The organism is Paenibacillus sp. DCT19, from assembly GCF_003268635.1.
In the GTDB taxonomy this organism is placed as follows: domain Bacteria; phylum Bacillota; class Bacilli; order Paenibacillales; family Paenibacillaceae; genus Paenibacillus.
Genome location: NZ_CP029639.1, coordinates 3,640,904 through 3,659,700, shown reverse-complemented (window position 1 = coordinate 3,659,700; position 18,797 = coordinate 3,640,904). Strand labels below are relative to the sequence as shown.

The window sequence follows — 18,797 nt, the reverse complement described above, 5'->3', positions numbered from 1 at the left end:
GACAAGTAGCAGAATATAAGCTGGAGCTTACCAATTGTACAGGAGATGTACAGACTCTAACGTTGACTCAGGAGCGTTATGGCTGGGAAACGATGAAGGTGTCGATTAATCCGGAGGTCTGCCTATTGGAACCTGGGGCTTCCTGTGAGGTATCTGTTCAGGTCGAGGTATCCGGACGTGTTGCGCCAGGGGGACATGAAGTACAGAAGCTGGCGATTATTCCAGGAGGCCGCGGAGATCTGGCGGAACGTGTGGAGTTGATTACGTTGCGGGCGTTGCCACACCCGTATATCAAGTTGGTCGAGCCGGAATGGGAAGAAGTTCAGGTCAAGATACAGGAGCATGCATGGGCGAGCGAGCTGCTGGTATGTATGTGCTGCGTGCACAGCAATGGGAGCTCCCGCCTGTTAGGACAGGGACGCATCTGTATGAGAGTCATCATGCTCATGAAGCGGAAAATGCGGTTATCGCCTGGAAACTCACCAGTCAAAAAGATCTGGCAGAAAAGCTCGTCACATTTCTTCGCAGCGTTGTTGACCCGGAGAATGGTTATCCCAAAACACGAAAGGCTTGCCATCAGGAACTGGTGCATGAGGGCGAATTTTTCAAGCATGTAGCTGTTATCTATGATCTCATGTTTGATTCTGGCTTGCTGAATGAAGAAGATCACCGCAATGTAGAACGCACCTTTCGTCTATTCATGGATCTGATCGACTGGGCGCTGAGCGAGGGAGGTATCTCCAACTGGACACTGGCCGAGATGATCGGAGCGCTTTATTGCAGTCAGGCCTTGCAGGATATGGAACGCATGAACCGTTTCCTGTACGGTGTTGGCGGGTTTACTGATCATTTATCCAAGGGCACGCTGGATGACGGTTGGTGGTACGAATGCTCAGTAGGTTATAACCTGATGGCTGCGGGACTCTTTTCGGAAATCACCCAAAGCTGCCGGCCTTGGGGCATCAATCTTGCAAAGGTATGGGTTCCTGCCCAGTACCATGACCAGGTCACACCAGGAGACAAACCGAATATCGATGGACTTAGTCTGGATATCTGGGGACCGTCACGCTTTAATTATCGCTCGATTACACAGCTTTGGGACAGCCTGTTACCCTTTGCTGATTACCGAGGTGTCCTGTTTGGCATCAACGATTCTGCGGAGACGAAACTGAGCGGTATCTCACCGAGGGGCTTCATGGATGCGCGATATGATCTGGCGTATTATTTATTTCGCAAGCCGGAGTATGCGGATATTCTTCTGAATTGCGACCTGGCGGATCGTGATTTGCTGTATGCCATTCCGGGAATTCAGCCAAGCACTTCCAAGCCTTATCTTCGTTCTGCACATGCGGACAATTCTGGTGTGGCTATTCTTCGTTCACAGACAGAGGGAAGGAATGCGAACGAACAGATTCAGGCTGTAGTGAAGTATGGCTCACACGGAGGTGCTCATGGGCATTATGACAGGGTTAGCCTGCTATCCATGATGAGACATGGTCGCAGCTTTTATAACCCGGAAAATATCTGGTATAACTACCACACGTTCATGTACAAATTCTATGTGCAAACCTCCATTACACACAACATGGTAGTGGTAGATCGGAAGCAACAGGATCCAAGTGAAGGCAGACTACTGCAGTTTCATGGCGGAAAGCTCTTTCAGGCTTGTACTGTGGAAAGTGAAGCGAAGTGGTCTTATCCGCCCTATGGTGGCTGGCGAGTAGACGGAGACAATACGTTCAGGGAGCGAGCGTGGAACGAGGGGAGATATGTGCCGATGCCAGAGGGTGCACCGGAGTATTCCCGGCGTACCGGTTTTACAGAGGCTGTGCTTCAGCGCCGATTAACCGTAGTCACCGATGATTACCTCGTGCTGTTCGATTACGTTTCTGGCGAGATGGAGCACGATTATGAAAGTCTGTTCCACTGTAAGGGGCTCGTCTCGCTTGAAGCAGAGCAAATGGAACTCATTGCCCATACAGAGCAGCTTGACCCTGACCCGCTGGGCAGCGCGCAGTTCATTACCGATTGTAATTGGTATGAGGCGAGTACCCCCATTAAGGCGCATTTTAAAACCGGTTTTGGACCGAAGTATGATCATAGGGGCAACCGGACATATCACAATGAGGATGGCCCGCTGAATATAGATCATTACACACTCTGGCCACCACAGTTAAATGTTATTGTCGGCAACGATCCGGAATTTTTGGAAGTGGACAAAAAGCTGTTCTACGAGGTTCGCGGAGATGGACGTGTGCTAGCTAAAGGGCAATTCGGGGCTTGGGTGCTAGGACGTGACGATTTGGATATAACAGTCGAAGGGATTCAATCGTTGGAGCTTGCTGTAAGCGTGGAAAAAGGCATTGGGGAACATGGCGTAAGCAAGCCCTTCAAAAAAACGATATTCTGGGGAGATCCGTATTTTGAAAATGCGGCTGGCGTAAAAATTTACCTGGCAGACTTGCCATTTGTGCTGGAGAATACGGACAGCGGAAATGGCATCGGCGTGGACTATTATGGCGGCCCAGTCAAAATCGCTGCGAAAGCCTTCCCGTATGCGGTTCCGGCAGAGCCATACTCTCAGGAACAGGAAGGTGTCATCCAGGTGGATTTAACGAGCCTAGAAGCCGTTCGGATGGTTGCCTCCATCGGTGGAGATTATCCGCTGGGGGATGAATCCTCGCGGCGCAAACTGCTGAGCTCCCGCTTCAGAGGCACTTCTGCACGATTTATATCCGTTATTGAGCCGTATGAGAACAAGGCTATGATTATTTCGGCAGCAGCTCAATCGGAGGACGAAATCAGGGTGGAGCTGGCAGATGGAAGAATCCAAATGATTCGGGTAGGAGCCTTGGAGAAACGTGGAGAAGCACCAGATCTGGAGGTGGAGGTCGTTGAAACGGATGCAGAAGGCAAGTTGCTTCGAAAAGAAAACACAGTGATAAATTAGACGCACTAATTGAAAATCAACTCACACGTCAAAAGTTACCGTGGATAGAAGAGGAGTTGCAGTATGAAGAAGGAGCAAATGATCTCGGGCCATATGGAGCTACAGCAGGATGTTTTCCTCAATTACCAATATTATGTTCAAAGAGCTTCCCAAGAGACACTGGTGTTCATTCACGCCCATTCGGTGGATCGACGCATGTGGGAGCCGCAGGTCGAGCATTTTGCTTCACGTTATTCAATTTTGTGCTATGACCTTAGAGGGTATGGTAAATCTTCTATGCCCCTGGAGGGACAGCCCTTCTTGCATGCTGAGGACTTACGAGCACTTCTGGAACATCTGAATATCGAAACCGCTCACTTGATCGGACTGTCGTTGGGATCATTTGTAGCACTCGATTTCTGGGTGCTTTACCCAGAATATGTACAGTCGGTGACTGTTGCCAGTGGGGCAATTCCTGATCCTAAGCCGGACGTTCTAACGCCCCTAGTGACCGATGTGCCGCGCTTCAAGCAGGCATGGTTTGAACGCCTACTAGAGGGATGTGGAGAAGACCGAAACGGTTATCAGCATAGGCTGTTGACTATGATTGGCGATTGGAAAGTTTGGCAAAGCACACATCGCGAGCCGGATTGTATTTTGGGTAAAGCACTTCTACCTAAGCTGACTGCCATGCAAGATCCAGGTCCAGTATGCGTTGTGAATGGAGCAAAGGATTTCCCAGGGGCACATCACTCCGCTGATCGGCTGCTGGAATGCATGCCTCATGCGATTAGTATCAATTTGCCGGAAGCTGGCCATTTTTCCAACATGGAGGCAACCGATGAGTTCAATGCTGCTTTGCAAGCATTTTTAGACAAAGGAGAATACCACAATGATTCAAAATCCGATTCTACGAGGCTTTAACCCGGATGCATCGATCATTCGCACAGGTGATGACTATTATATTGCAACCTCCACTTTCGAATGGTTTCCCGGCGTCCTGATTCATCATTCACGCGACCTTGTGCATTGGCGCCCAGCAGCCAGACCACTTGACCGTCTAAGTTTGCTTGATCTTAAGGGTATTCCGAGCTCGGGAGGGATATGGGCTCCTTCCTTAAGTTATAGCGAGGGCTTGTATTACCTATGCTACACCAATGTGGTTGGGAGACGAGGCGTGTACAAGGATCTGCACAACTATGTCATCACCGCGCCAGCCATTGAAGGCCCTTGGTCTGAACCGGTGTATTTGAATTCAAGTGGCTTTGATCATTTTCTCTTCCATGATACTGATGGTCGAAAATGGCTGTTCAACATGCAATGGGATTTCCGCAAAAACCACAATCGGTTTGCCGGGATCATCATGCAGGAATTCAACCCGGAGAAAGGCAAGCTGATCGGTCCAGTCAAACTTGTAACGCAGGGCACATCTCTTGGCGTAACGGAAGGTCCGATGATATATCAACGAAACGGGTATTATTACCTCCTCGTAGCAGAGGGAGGAACAGGGATCAATCATTCAGCAACCTTGCTGCGTTCCCGAACGATCGACGGACCTTATGAAATAGATCCAGAATATCCCTTATTGACTTCGGTTGGAACGCCCGATCTACCGCTTCAAAAGGCTGGACATGGCAGCCTAGTTGAAACGCAGAATGGCGAATGGTATATGTCTCATATTTGTAGCCGTCCGCTTCCAGATGGGAGCCGTCTCAGTCCATTGGGACGTGAAACCTCGTTGCAAAGAGTGGTGTGGACAGACGATGGTTGGCTTCGCTTAGCGGGTGGAGGAAGAAGCCCGAAGCTGGAGGTGGAGAGTCCAGATCTACCACCACATCCATTTCCAGTGGAACCTGAGAGAGAGCATTTTGATGAAAAGAGGCTTAGCATCCACTGGAATTCCCTGCGAATCCCCATGGATGAGACATGGATGTCACTCTCAGAACGGCCGGGACATCTCCGACTGTATGGGCAGGAATCGCTATACTCTTGGAATCGACAGAGCCTTATAGCCAGACGGCTGCAAAGTCTGGATTGCGAGATATCGACTTGCGTTGAATTCGAGCCTGAAACTTTTACCCAGATGGCAGGTCTGGTGTTATTTTACGATGAGTCGGATCATTTTTATTTGCGGATATCACATGATGAGTATCTTGGTAAACATCTGGCTGTCATATTCAGCCAACAAGGCGTATATGACGAGTCTGAAGACATTGTCAGCATTGAAGGTTGGAAGAGATGCTACCTTAAAACAGTCATCCACCAGGAAAAGATACAATTTTATTACTCGTCGGATAGTGAGCAGTGGAAGCTGATTAGCCCTGAATTGTACAGTGGTGTACTGGCAGATGAGTATATGGACAAATTGTCTTTCACGGGAGCATTTGCAGGGATATGTGTACAGGACTTAAAAGGAACGAAACGACATGCGGATTTCGACTATTTTGATTATAAATACGATTGGAATGCTTAGCATATTGATTAATATCAGGAGAAGGTGGGATCAAAGCGATGTTAGTAGTGGATAAAACTAATGCATGGGTAGATCGGGTCGTTCAGAAAATAACAGACAAGATGGATTGGGTCAGCGATAAATCGCAGTACAAAATCCCTTATACAACATTGGACGGTATTCACGATGACCGAGCCACCCAGAACCCAAGTGGCGATGATGCGGATGGTATCAACTGGTGGACTAATGGCTTTTGGGGCGGAATGCTCTGGCAGATGTACCATGTTACGGGACAGGAGAAATATAAGAACTATGCCAATCTGGTCGAGGATAAGCTGGACACGAGCTTTGAAAAATTCTACGGGCTACATCATGATGTAGGATTCATGTGGCTGCCAACGAGCGTGGCGAATTACCAGTTAACGCAAAATCCCGCCTCTCGCAAAAGGGCGCTGCATGCCGCCAATCTGCTCGCCGGTCGCTTTAATCCCGCCGGCGAGTTCATTCGTGCCTGGAATGATATCCCAGAAGGGGACACGCGCGGCTGGGCGATCATTGACTGCATGTTTAACATCCCATTGCTGTATTGGGCTTCCAAGGAGACTGGTGATCCCCGCTTCAAGCAAATTGCAGAACGGCATGCGGATACTGTCATGAAAACATTCGTGAGACCGGATGGCTCGGTCCATCACATTGTTGAATTTGATCCCTTCCTAGGAGGTGTAGTTCAGACTCACGGGGGACAAGGATATGAGAATGGCTCTTCTTGGACACGAGGTCAGGCGTGGGGATTGTATGGCTTCATGATGAGTTATCAGCACACGGGAAAGGAAGAGTATTTGCATACGGCGAAGCGGATTGCGCACTATTTCATTGCCAATATTCCGGAGAGCGGCATCATTCCGGTCGATTTCAGGCAGCCGAAGGAACCAATATATGAGGACTCTACGGCAGCCGCTATAGCAGCCTGCGGACTGATCGAGATTGTCAAGGCGGTGGGCGAATATGAAAAAAAACTGTATTTGGATGCAGCTCTGAAATTGTTGATCACGCTGGATGAACAGCGCACAAACTGGGGCACAGACTGCGATTGCATCGTGCAAAACGGCTCTGCTGCTTACCGTAGCGTTAACCACCATCAGTCTATCATTTATGGTGATTATTATTTCATTGAAGCGATCTTCAAGATTAAGGGTAACGATCTATATTTTTGGTAAGACAAATGTATGCTTACTTTTGTTATCTCCAGAGTCCAGGATGAGATTGCGAATCTGCTTCCCGTGGGCACAATGGGTTTGTTGATTCAACAGAACCATCCGGTCTTCGAACATTTTGTTACTATTGATGGAGTTCCAGGTGCGGAATGTAAGTTTATATTCTTACAATGTAATTGTCGTGAATACGTGCTAAAGAGACCCTTCCATTGGTGGAAGGGTCTTTCATTTTTGCTCCCATTTCCGATTAGATCAACATTTGAGAATGTTTTTTATTTTGTAATACTGGGGAATCCGTGATAGAATACAGCCAAGTTAAACTTGTATATACAAGTTGATGTTTGTGAATAATCCACTAGTTGATTAAAGGAGACGAATCAGATGGCGATCAAGTTAATTGCAGTCGATATGGATGGTACGTTTTTGGATCATAATCAAAGTTACAATCGAAAACGCTTTAGCGAACAATATTCAGAAATGAAAAAACAAGGGATCAAGTTTATCGTTGCGAGCGGGAACCAATATTATCAATTGAAATCTTTTTTTACAGAGATTGAAGAGCAGATCGCTTTTATTGCTGAAAATGGAGCTTATATCGTTGATGAGGGAAAGGACATTTATAACGGTGAGATGTCTAAGGAGACGATTAATAAAGTTCTAAACATGCTCAAGCAGTATGACTATCCTGAATTAGTGGTTTGTGGTAAGAATGGAGCCTATGTTCACGCTTCAGTTACAGAAGAGTTTTATCAGCAAACTTTACGATACTATCACCAACTTTCTAGAATTTCTGATTTTGAAAAAATAGATGATACCATATTTAAATTTGCGACTAGTTTTCCAGAGGATATGGCTGCTTCTGTTCTGGATGAATTTCATAAACATGTAGGTAAGTATGTCACTCCTGTTTCTAGTGGTCATGGTGACATTGATTTAATCATCCCTGGAATTCATAAAGCAAGAGGAATTAAACTGCTCCAAGAACGTTGGGGAATTGCAGATGAAGAAACGGCTGCTTTTGGAGATAGTGGAAACGATCTGGAGATGATCTCTCATGTTAAATATGGTGTTGCTATGTCCAATGCCATTCCTGCTATAAAAGATGCTGCCATGTATATCACGAGTTCCAATAATAACGAAGGTGTATTGGACGCGATAGATTTGATTCTCGCTAGAAAATCGCCATTTTATTAATACCTTTTTAATGCATATTTTTATGTTTGTAGGATAAAACGCAGGCAGATCTGAATTGGCAGAACCCAGTGGTTTGTGAGGAACTAGAGTATGGATAAATTTTCCTGTATTATTAATTGCTAATTCATGTAAAATTTATTAATATTAAAATAAAAAAGAGTGAGGAGAAAATATGAAATTCATTATTTTGAAAAAGCCAATGTTGTGGGTCACTTTTTTATCATTATTAAGTGGCGCTTTAATGTTTAGTCCAATGAGTTCTTATGCCGCAGATGATCAATATGATGAATATGACGGAGTAAACGGTTTGCTTTATGAGGGCAGATTATATGCGCCTCTCCGCAGTATATCGACGAATTATCTATTCATATACGATGAAAAACTTGATAAATATTTTGATGTAAACATATCTTGGGATCAGAAGACCAAAACGGCTTCACTAACTAAAGACGGGAAGACTTTTAATGCTACTGTTGGTAATGGAGTATTGTTGAGAAACGGCTCGGTGTATGTACAATTTAAAGCTTTAAGTAACTTCTTCTATCCGAAGGATACTATCAAATGGGATAAATCTTCGTTAACAGGAAATTCTGAGCACCTTAAGGTATATGCTCGTCCATTGGCAGATAATCAAGCATTGACTCTTGCAACAAATGCGATGGCCAAAAAGAAATACTGGATTCAATTTAATAAAAATAACGTTGAACTAGGTCTTCCTCAGTCAGAGTATATTCAATGGAATAAAAGCCTTACTAAATATAAGGCGGTCTTTCATTCAGATGGGATCGTTGGCGACTATAACTATAGCTACGGTATTGAAGCTGAGATGACTAAGAAGGTTAATGGTTGGACTATTACTTCATTTAATTATTTCGATGATACACGGATCTATTATCCTTAATTAATAAGCAATGGTTAAATCGTGAAGGGCGCTTACAGAGAGCTGTATGGGAAAGCATCCCTACGGCTCTTTTGATTTTTTCGCGTATTTTGATAAGCGAGTGGCAGAACTGAAAGCAGCTGACATGAACATAATTATTTTGTCTGGAATATACAGTATGGTTTGGGCGTGACAGCATGGGGATATGCCCGCTCATTTGTGCTAATTTGGCATATGTTATGACGTACCTTGAGATTCAAAGGAGGCCAATCAAATGAGTAAAGTTGGATACGATTGTAACAATGTAGGTGGAATTGGTAACGGTATATGTACTTCAACTGCGGCAATTCTTGTACTCTTTATTCTGCTCGTTATCATCACAAAATCGTTCTGGTATTAGTTCGTATCTTGTATGAAAATAAATGGGTTATTCAAGCTCTGCTGAGTCATCAGCGGGGCATTTCCTATGTGGACAACTCACTACGTCTTAAATTGAAGAAGATGATATTCATTTGATTTAGAGATTCCAAAAGGCGTACATTCTTGTTAAACTATAAGCTTACACAATGACGACTGTGTCCTATCAGCAAGGGTGATACCTGCAGAACTACATATGGAATTGAAGATAAGAAAGGGATGAGCAACATGAAAGTGGAAGTGTATACGCTGAACGCATTTGCAAAAGGGGATCATGGTGGTAATCCCGCAGGAGTTGTCTTGGAGAATGACCTTTCACTGGAAGCGTCTGACATGCAACTCATAGCGAAGAAGGTAGGCTATTCGGAGACGGCCTTTATAGAGAAATCCACATTAGCCAATTACAAAATCCGCTATTTCACTCCCTCGAACGAAGTTGATCTGTGCGGGCACGCCACGATTGCTGCTTTTGGACTAATGCATTCGCTAGGTTTGGCTGAAGCAGCAAGCTCTTATACGATAGAAACCAAGGCAGGAATTTTGGATGTCGATATTAGCTCGGAGGGTTTTGTTTATTTATCGCAGGCTTTACCACAATTTTCTGAAAAGATATCCTGTGAGGAAATCGCCCCATCCTTGGGAATAGCTCCTGAAGCCCTAGAAACCGAGTTGCCTATCGAGATTGTTTCGACGGGTCTGCGTGATATTTTTATCCCGATCCGCAGTAGGAATCTCTTGAATGAGATTCAGCCAAAATTTGACGCCATAACCGCTATTTGCGAAAAATATGATGTCGTAGGATATCATCTGTTCACCTTGGATACTCCAGACAATGCTACTGCGGAATGTCGAAACTTTGCGCCGCTGTACGATATTCCAGAGGAGAGTGCGACAGGAACATCCAACGGTGCACTACTCTGCTATTTGTACCAACATGGCGAGCTACCTATGAAAGAAGTGGAACATGTCATGTTCAGGCAAGGGTATTCGATGAATTGTCCTTCTGAAATCAAGGTAGGGTTGCGCCTGAGCGGGAGCGGTGACATCAGACAGGTTCGGGTTGGCGGTGCAGTGGCTGGGATTGAACGAAGACATATCATGATATAGGCAGAATCAAAAAACTGCTTGCGGCCACCTTACAGAATCCCCGAAATTAATTAAATAAATGTCAGCTTCTTAGGATGAAGACCATACAATTAAGAAGCTACTTCAAAAAGCAGATGCTGAAGAATCGTTTGATCTCATTATTGACACGGGAATCAGATAGTTAATTAATAAAATGCAGAATACGCCTATTGTATTTTAATCAAATACAATAGGCGTATTCTTATGTGGAGTTTCCATTTGGATTAAAAAAAGGTATTGTAAGCCTTCGCTGGGTAAATGTCTGTCCACCGTCAAATGACTCCGCAACAAATACGTCTAATAGAAATCATCGTGTAATAGATGATTCTAACTGCACCGGTGAAAGGTGAAACAAAGTCATATCGGTTATTAAATAGAACATTAGTACATAATTACTACCCGTCCGCTCTGGTTATACAGAGTTGCTCAATTTGTTTAGAAATGGTTACGCATGAGATGGAATCTCAATTAGAATTGTAATTGTAATGAAAATGTTAAGGTTTATTTATTCTTTCTTAACAGCTTTCGGATAAAATAGTAGGGGAAAATGTATTTTTAAGGAGAATAGAAATGATTTTAAACAAACAGTTATACGAATTGCGAAGAAAAGTAATAGTATGAGAAAAATTAGCCTCAATGTTCTGCTAAGCGGCTTAGTATCCGTTTCAGTCTTAATGACCTTGACCATCATGATTATATCATCATATACCACTCAAAAGCGTGCACTCATAGACAATACACTTTCAAATAATTACGTAAACGCCGTACAAATGAGTCAAACATTAGATTCTTTGTTTCTTTCCATGCAGAGTAGTCTGAAGTATGCAGCGAAGTACATACATGAAGATGACTTCACGGATACCAACAAACTAAATGCAACGATGGATCTTATTCAAAACAGTAGTAACTTTTTTAACTCTGTTGCCCTTGCAGATCAGACGGGCATTGTACGTTCTATTTCGCCCTATTACGAATCGGTTATCGGTAAACATGTAAACTCTAAAGCGGCGAAACTGGCAATCCAATCAAAGGCATCTTATATATCAGAGGCCTATCCAACGCCGCGAACGAATCACACCATTATGTTTATTGGTGAACCTCTCAATGATGCTTCAGGCAATTTTATAGGTATGATTGGTGGCAATATCCATTTGCAGGAGTATAATATTCTAAATCTATCTTTTGGTAACCAACTCCAAGCCGAAAATGGTTCTTATTTTTTCATCGTTGATCAAAAAGGAACGTTATTATTTCATCCAGATGCCAACCGTATTGGAGAAAATGTAAGCAGGAATGACGTGGTTAGAAAGCTATTGAACAATCAAGAGGGTAAGGAGCGATACAAAAATATATCTGACGTAGACTCACTTGCAGCATATTACAAAGTCCCTACAACAAATTGGGGAGTAGTCTTTGTAACACCCACGCAAACGGTGTATGATCAGTTAAACCATCATATTTGGATGTTATTGTTATACACCTCAATCCCATTTCTGATCTTAACTTTGGTTGTTTTGAGAGTGGCACGTAAACTTGCAAGCCCATTTGTTCTACTTGCTGATATGATCACCCAAATGGAGAACGGGGAAGTGAACCAGTCCGTGGTCAAGCCACATTGGAACCGTGAAGCTGATTTGCTCACGCGTACGGTTATTGGGGCTATGCGAACCCTCAAACAAAAAACGGATCAACTGGTTTATCAGGCCGGTACAGATGTACTAACAGGGTTGAACAACCGTAGAACATTTGAGGAAATCATACAGCAATGGACTCAGAGAGAAGCTCCATTTTCCATCATCGTATTAGACATCGATCGCTTTAAAACGATAAATGATACATTCGGTCATCACGCTGGAGATGAAGTATTGAAACGGATAGCTCAACAAATACAAATGTCAGTAAGTTCCGAAGATTTCTGCTTCCGATATGGCGGAGAGGAATTCGTGGTGCTTCTGCAGAATTGTAGATCTGATCAGGCTTATGAAACTGCCGAAAGCATCCGCTTAACAGTACAAAATAGTACGTTTACTATTGATCATCGTGTGACAATTTCGGCAGGTATTGCAGAGTATCCAGTTGACTCGTCATGTGCAGCAGATTTGTTTCAATTGGCTGATGCTGCTTTGTATCAAGCCAAGCAAGAGGGGCGTAATCGCACCATTGTTAAGGCTTTGAATAATGAGTGAGTTATTGAGATTAAAACTACAATAAGTGAATCAACCAGTTGATGGAATTGAATCGTCGACTGGTTTTTTAGTTTTGCTTAATGTCGAGGAACCAGGACAAAATTAGCATAAAAGGAGAATAGGTTTATGAGAAAATGGCCTGCGATAGATGGAGAGTGGTACAGTTAGATCAATAGGAAACAGATTAAAGATGGAGTATTGTTATAATGGATATTTTCATTATGACATGGCTGCAAACTAAAGTAGAAGGAGTTCGTGTATGATTATTCGAGAAATTAAACAAGAGGACAACACAAAAATAAAGGAAATAATACAAGATTCACTAAAAACACTTGGGTTAGCAATTCCTGGCACAGCCTATTTTGACCCTCAACTCAATGACCTTCACGACTATTACAATCATTTAAAACATGCCCAATACTGGGTGGTAGAAATAGAGGGAGAAGTTGTTGGTGGTGTCGGTATAGCCCCATTTAACGAACAAGATAATGTCTGCGAATTACAAAAACTATACTTAAGTGAGAAAACGCAAGGGTATGGGATGGGGAAGAAATTAATGGAAACTGCTTTGTCGTTCGCTTCCAAGCACTATGCTAAGTGTTACTTAGAAACAAAACAAGAATTAAAAACAGCATGTGTTTTGTACGAAAAATTTGGATTCAATCTTTTGGATAAACCATTATCAGGTTCTGAACATTCTGCGATGGATGCGTGGTATATAAAGGAATTGGATTGAATTTTTGAAATATGAGCGCTTTTGATTATGGGGAGACATACTCCAATCAAAGGCGCTCAATCTTTTTAGTCAAGCTTTTAATTTACATAAGAAAAACCAATTTGAATATGCCAAGTTCATTAATCGCCTGGCTGCAACGTTTATCGTGTCAAGGGAAGATGAGTTGCACGGGAATAATGGCGTTCTTAGGAGAATAAATATCTTCCATCTGTTCACGTAACAGCTTTACGGCTGTTCGTGCCATTTCCTGTTCATCCTGCTGTACATAAGGTACGCCTGAAAGATGTGGATTATCAAAAGATAACAAATCGATATTGGAGTGAACGTTCAGACGACTGATCGCGGCCAATGTAAGGCGTGCTGTTTCTTCAGTCAAGGAGAAGGCTGCCGAAATTCCACTGTGGTTTTGCAAGAAGTCACTTACATAGTCTAATGCTTGCTCGCTGCGTAGAATGTCGAGAGGAATGTGACACCACAAGCTTTTGTCAATGGAGATCCCTTGATCTGTATACGCCTGCTCGAAGCCGAGCGTACGATCCTCGACGGCTGTATTGGCATTTTCAGGTGAGATGAGCGCAATCTGCTGATGACTCTTGGATAGCAAATGGGATACAGCTTTATACGCACCGCCGTAATTGTCGGATGTAATGGTGTACGTCTCAATGTTGCGCAGATAGCGGTCGATGAACACACACGGGAATTTATCGAGCGACAGACGCAGTAATGATTCGTTGTACTTCTCATCTTCTGTCGGAAAGACGATCAGCCCCTTCACACCGAGCTCCGTTAGTGTACGAATGACGTTTGATTCGATCGAGGAAGACTCGCGCGTGATGCTTAGTACCATGCTGAGACCCGCTTCTTGTATGAAGTGTTCCGTGTAGTCAACGAGCTTCTGAATGACACGGGTTCTCATCGTCGGAATAATGAAGCCGATGAGCGGCATGGAGGACGGGCTGCTTGGGGATGGCGAGAAATTGATGCTAGAAACCACAAGACTAGAAGAGACGAATGAGCCTTTGCCTTGTATGCGTATAATGAATCCTTCGTCAGCTAGTAGGGTTAGGGCGTTCTTGACGGTTATTTTACTTACTCTGAATTCGTCCATTAGTTCCTGCTCAGAAGGAATACGGTCCGTTGGCCGAAGCTGCCCTGATTTAATTTTCTGTATAATATTTTCTCGAATTTGTTTGTAGAGCGCCAGCTTTTTCAAGAGTAGCATCTCCCCATAAACTTTATGATTTTATAATCAATTGGTTATATAAAGCTTATTTCATATATATTATAATACGGCATGTAAAGCGCTTACAATATGGAGTCTGAGAAATTGTTGCGAAGGGGTCTTTTCTTTGAACGGTTAGAAATATTGTTAAGGATGGTGGTACCAGATGAATTGAAACCGCTTAAATTAACAGAACTAACTAGTCAGCCGACTTTTCAAATGCATAACCAAAAGAGAGGATGACGAACAAATGAAAAAACGAAGTGCTTTAATCTCCATCGTTACACTCCTTATTATGTCACTTTTTTTTACTGCATGTGGTAATGCTTCCGATTCAAAAACGGAAACACAGCAATTAGGCGCTAATGCCGGTGAGAATGCAACAGAGTTATCATTTTGGACATTCGTAGATTTGCACGGCAAGCATTTGGATAAAATGCTGGGGTTATGGAACGAACAGAACCCAGACAAACAGATTAAGTTGAATGTAACGGTTATGCCTTACGATGATATGCACAACAAGCTCCTATTGGCAGTTACAAGCGGAAAAGGTGCTCCTGATATCGCGGATATTGAACTTGGTCAATTCCCTAAATTCTTGGAAGGTGACAACGTTCCCCTGGAATCTTTGAATGATGTATTTGCACCATACAAAGACGTTGTTGTTCCTTCACGTGTCGAGATTTATTCCAAAGCCGATCAGGTTTATGGATTCGATTATCACGTAGGTGCGACGCTTGCTTTCTACAATACTGAAATTCTCGAGCAAGCAGGTGTTGACTACAAGACAATCAAAACGTGGGAAGATTACAAGCAGGCAGGTATCAAGGTTTATGAAAAGACTGGAAAGTACTTAGGTACTGCTGATACATCAGCTACGTGGCAAGCATCGCTGCTGCTAGCTCAGCAAAATGCTGATTTTACAGATGAAAATGGTAATCCAAAAGTGAACTCGCCTGAAATGATTAAAGCATATGAAATGTTAGTCGATCTGCAGAAAAACAATGTTATTCATACGATCCCTGGCGGACAGCCCGACACAGAGGAAGCAAAAGGCGAATACAACAAAGGCAACTACGCAAGCGCATTGATGCCTGAGTGGTACATGTCCCGCTTTGTAAACGAAATGAAGGACCTTAATGGTAAGTATGCAATAGCTCCATTGCCTGTATTTGAAGAAGGGAATCCCCGTTCCGTTGGTTTAGGCGGTACGGGTACAGTTGTAACTAAGAGTGGTAAAGACGTTCAGTTGGCAAAAGAATTTGTAGCCTTTGCTAAGCTTTCGAAAGAAGCTACTACTGAAATCTGGAATACACTTGGATTCGACCCAATCAACATGGAAGTATGGAAAGATGATGCAGTCACGAAAAACCCTGATAATGAATACGTCCAATACTTTAAAACAAATGCATTTGATACTTTGAATGAAATCAAAGACGAAATTAGAGCGATTAAGTCCGTTAAAGCTTCACCAACCATCGGCAATATCCTCAATACGGTTACTTTGAATGCTATCTTTGAAGATGGCCAAGATGTGAAGGAAGCGTTGGATGAAGCACAAGCAGCAATTGAACAAGAATTGAAATAAATATAATAAGTAAATGATTTGATTAAACCTGTCGGCAGTTATCGTAGTCGGCAGGTTTAACCATAGTCAAGGGAGATTGAGAATATGATAAAGAAATTTGTATACTCTCAAAAAGTGGCACCTTATGTTTTCGTATTGCCATTTATACTTATATTTTTGATATTCTGGTTTTTTCCGCTTGTAAATTCATTCGTAATGAGCTTTCAAGATCGGATGTTGGGTCAGGATCCTAAGTGGATTGGTGAAGCCAATTATTCGAAATTACTTACGGATAAAGTGTTTTTGACGGCTATTAAAAATAGCGTTGTGTACATGTTAGGAACCTTAGTGCTGTTAATTCCTCTTCCAATGTTATTTGCCGTGATGATCAACAGTAAGTTAATGATGGGTAGAGAGTTTTTTAAATCTTCGTTCTTTCTCCCTGCATTGACATCTGTTGCAGTTGCGGGTACGATTTTCCGCCTTACATTCGGTGAAATGGAAGGTTCATTAATGAACAGCTTCCTTGGTTTATTTGGTATAGACCCTATTAAATTTTTGAAAGACGGAAATTGGAGTATGGCAGCACTGTTAATCCTCGCATGTTGGAGATGGACAGGCGTGAATATGCTTTACTATCTATCCGGTTTGAAGAGCATCGACAATGAATATTATGAGGCTGCTTCAATTGACGGGGCGTCTGCTTGGCAGAAGTTTAGAACGATCACAATGCCATTATTGAAGCCGACCACGGTATATGTTACGACAATTAGTGTTTATGCAGGTTTAGCCATGTTTACCGAGAGTCTGATGATGTTCAACGGTAACAATTCACCCAAAAATATTGGTTTAACCATTGTTGGATACCTGTATAGACAAGGGATTGAGCAGAATAAGCTGGGTTATGCAGCTGCAGTTGGTATCGTCCTGTTAGTCATTGCTATGGTTATCAATTTAACGCAGTTGAAATTTAGTGGAATGTTCAAAAAGGAGGAGGATTAAAGTGGGCAGAAGTCAGACGAGGAGTGATTTCATCTCTAGAATAGTAATTATCTGTTTATTCATTGTACTATTCGTTATAATTATGATCCCATTCTATGCAGTGGCCCTATCTTCCTTTAAACCAGGTGAATCATTAGTTAGATATGGTCTTAACCTAAGTTTGGATTTTGAAATCATGAGTTTTGATAATTTCATCTATCTGTTTACTGGACAACATGATTATTTTGTGTGGTTTTGGAACAGTATGATTTTAACAATCGCTCAAGTGGTTTTAACACTTTTTGTAAGCGCATTTGTTGCATATGGTTTTGCGGCATATGATTTTAAAGGTAAGAACTTTCTCTTTATATGTGTTTTGCTCATTATGATGGTGCCTTTCGAAATACTGCTGGTTCCTTTGTATAGCCTAATTAATGATTTGGGAATGGTGAATAGCTATTCGGCAATCATTCTGCCCGGTATAGCCAATGCCGCGACAATATTTTTCTTCAGGCAATATCTACGAAGCATACCCAAAGAGATTATTCAATCTGGGCGGGTTGATGGCGCAAACGAGTATGCGATTTATTTCAGGCTAATTATGCCGATTATGAAGCCATCCTTTGCAGCAATGGCCATTCTGAATGGTATGAATAGCTGGAATAATCTATTGTGGCCATTCATGGTGCTCGGAGATCAGAGTAAATATACACTTCCAATCGGTTTGAAAACGCTATTAACTCCTTATGGCAATAACTATGACCTATTGATCGTGGGCTCTTTCTTCTCCATCATTCCAATTTTCATCCTATTTATTGCTTTCCAGAAATATTTCATAGACGGTATGACTGCAGGTGCTGTTAAAGGGTAGCATATATTATGATGAAACAGGTGATAAGATGGAAATAGAGCAACGAGCGTCACACGACATTCAACCCTTAATTGAGCAGAGAGCAGATCCTTTTATTTACCGTCATTCGGACGGTTATTATTACTTCGTAGCGTCTGTTCCGGAGTATGATCGAATTGAAATCCGTAGAGCCCAGAACCTTGAGGGGCTTGTTACATCAACGCCCGTAGTGATCTGGAGAAAGCGCGAGACGGGTATTCTTAGTGCCAATATTTGGGCACCCGAACTGCATTTTATTGATGACAAATGGTACGTGTATTTCGCTGCCGCACACACGACGGAAACGAATGAAGGCTTGTTCGACCATCGGATGTATGTGCTAGAGAATGAAAATGCCAATCCGCTCGAAGGCAGTTGGACGGAAAGAGGGCAGGTTCGTACCGAGTGGGAAAGCTTCGCCCTCGATGCCACTACCTTTGAGCATAATGGCAGCCGTTATTACGTATGGGCACAAAAGGATCCGAATATCGAAGGTAACTCTAATCTGTATATATCTAAAATGAGCAATCCGTGGACGCTTACTGGGCAGCAGGCGATGATTTCGAAGCCGGAATATGACTGGGAGATCATTGGTTATAAAGTGAACGAAGGCGCGGCATTTCTTCGCAAGGGTAATCGGGTATTCCTCTCTTACTCGGCTAGCGCCACTGATTATAATTATTGCATGGGCTTACTTGAAGCCGATGCGGATGCTGATTTGCTTGATGCCACCTCATGGCGCAAGTCACAAGCACCGGTTCTCTCGACAGATGAGAGCATTTCTATGTATGGTCCCGGTCATAATTCGTTCACGATGTCAGAGAACGACGAAAAGACGCTATTTGTGTTTCACGCAAGAACATACAAGAACATTATAGGAGATCCGCTGTACGATCCGAATCGCCATACATTTGTGACGGAGCTTTTGTGGACGGCAGACGGCAGACCCGATTTCCGCGGCTCTGTTGCAGCACTTGCACGTTCTATACAGTGAACAGGTGCCTC

General features: G+C 43.1%; 15 protein-coding genes. 14 read left to right on the top strand and 1 reads right to left on the bottom strand.

The genetic code is table 11. The features are described 5' to 3' along the window. The first annotated feature begins 346 nt into the window (after nucleotides 1-346). From DMB88_RS16715 to DMB88_RS16670, 10 genes are all read left to right on the top strand, one after another. A complete protein-coding gene (locus DMB88_RS16715) occupies nucleotides 347-2,950 on the top strand; it encodes a hypothetical protein (protein WP_164848709.1) in 2,604 nt (867 codons plus the stop codon). Nucleotides 2,951-3,013: 63 nt separating this feature from the next. Further along, the gene (locus DMB88_RS16710; RefSeq protein WP_128102275.1) at nucleotides 3,014-3,853 is read left to right on the top strand and encodes an alpha/beta fold hydrolase; all 840 of its coding nucleotides are present in this window, start codon (nucleotides 3,014-3,016) and stop codon (nucleotides 3,851-3,853) included. Then, nucleotides 3,822-5,402, top strand: a complete 1,581-nt coding sequence (locus tag DMB88_RS16705) for a glycoside hydrolase family 43 protein (RefSeq protein ID WP_128102274.1) — start codon at nucleotides 3,822-3,824, stop codon at nucleotides 5,400-5,402. Before DMB88_RS16710 ends, DMB88_RS16705 begins: the two co-directional genes overlap by 32 nt. Nucleotides 5,403-5,440: 38 nt before the next feature. Then, a complete protein-coding gene (locus DMB88_RS16700; RefSeq protein WP_128102273.1) occupies nucleotides 5,441-6,598 on the top strand; it encodes a glycoside hydrolase family 88 protein in 1,158 nt (385 codons plus the stop codon). A gap of 378 nt (nucleotides 6,599-6,976) precedes the next feature. Continuing rightward, the gene (locus tag DMB88_RS16695) at nucleotides 6,977-7,789 is read left to right on the top strand and encodes a Cof-type HAD-IIB family hydrolase (protein ID WP_128102272.1); all 813 of its coding nucleotides are present in this window, start codon (nucleotides 6,977-6,979) and stop codon (nucleotides 7,787-7,789) included. A 172-nt stretch (nucleotides 7,790-7,961) separates the two neighbouring features. After that, on the top strand, nucleotides 7,962-8,690 hold the full coding sequence (locus DMB88_RS16690) for a stalk domain-containing protein (RefSeq protein WP_128102271.1): 729 nt from the start codon (nucleotides 7,962-7,964) through the stop codon (nucleotides 8,688-8,690). Nucleotides 8,691-8,943: 253 nt separating this feature from the next. Further along, the gene (locus DMB88_RS16685; protein ID WP_128102270.1) at nucleotides 8,944-9,069 is read left to right on the top strand and encodes a sporulation protein YjcZ; all 126 of its coding nucleotides are present in this window, start codon (nucleotides 8,944-8,946) and stop codon (nucleotides 9,067-9,069) included. A 245-nt stretch (nucleotides 9,070-9,314) separates the two neighbouring features. Beyond that, entirely contained in the window at nucleotides 9,315-10,193 is an 879-nt protein-coding gene (locus DMB88_RS16680) for a PhzF family phenazine biosynthesis protein (RefSeq protein WP_128102269.1), read from the top strand. A gap of 635 nt (nucleotides 10,194-10,828) precedes the next feature. Next, entirely contained in the window at nucleotides 10,829-12,397 is a 1,569-nt protein-coding gene (locus DMB88_RS16675) for a sensor domain-containing diguanylate cyclase (protein ID WP_128102268.1), read from the top strand. Nucleotides 12,398-12,656: 259 nt separating this feature from the next. Further along, on the top strand, nucleotides 12,657-13,133 hold the full coding sequence (locus DMB88_RS16670) for a GNAT family N-acetyltransferase (protein WP_128102267.1): 477 nt from the start codon (nucleotides 12,657-12,659) through the stop codon (nucleotides 13,131-13,133). Nucleotides 13,134-13,281: 148 nt separating this feature from the next. Here DMB88_RS16670 and DMB88_RS16665 read toward each other — a convergent pair whose 3' ends face one another. Next, complete coding sequence (locus DMB88_RS16665) at nucleotides 13,282-14,355, bottom strand: GntR family transcriptional regulator (RefSeq protein ID WP_251382133.1); 1,074 nt, start codon at nucleotides 14,353-14,355, stop codon at nucleotides 13,282-13,284. Between the two features lie 250 nt (nucleotides 14,356-14,605). On the opposite strand from DMB88_RS16665, the gene DMB88_RS16660 reads away from it, so the two are divergent. The 4 genes from DMB88_RS16660 to DMB88_RS16645 all read left to right on the top strand — a co-directional run bounded on the left by DMB88_RS16660 (nucleotide 14,606) and on the right by DMB88_RS16645 (nucleotide 18,786). Next, complete coding sequence (locus tag DMB88_RS16660; protein WP_128102265.1) at nucleotides 14,606-15,943, top strand: ABC transporter substrate-binding protein; 1,338 nt, start codon at nucleotides 14,606-14,608, stop codon at nucleotides 15,941-15,943. A gap of 84 nt (nucleotides 15,944-16,027) precedes the next feature. Continuing rightward, nucleotides 16,028-16,924 (top strand): carbohydrate ABC transporter permease, encoded by an 897-nt coding sequence (locus tag DMB88_RS16655; RefSeq protein ID WP_128102264.1) that lies wholly within the window; start codon nucleotides 16,028-16,030, stop codon nucleotides 16,922-16,924. Between the two features lies 1 nt (nucleotide 16,925). Then, the gene (locus DMB88_RS16650) at nucleotides 16,926-17,774 is read left to right on the top strand and encodes a carbohydrate ABC transporter permease (RefSeq protein ID WP_128102263.1); all 849 of its coding nucleotides are present in this window, start codon (nucleotides 16,926-16,928) and stop codon (nucleotides 17,772-17,774) included. 28 nt (nucleotides 17,775-17,802) lie between these two features. Beyond that, nucleotides 17,803-18,786, top strand: a complete 984-nt coding sequence (locus tag DMB88_RS16645) for a glycoside hydrolase family 43 protein (protein WP_128102262.1) — start codon at nucleotides 17,803-17,805, stop codon at nucleotides 18,784-18,786. The last annotated feature ends 11 nt before the right edge of the window (nucleotides 18,787-18,797 follow it).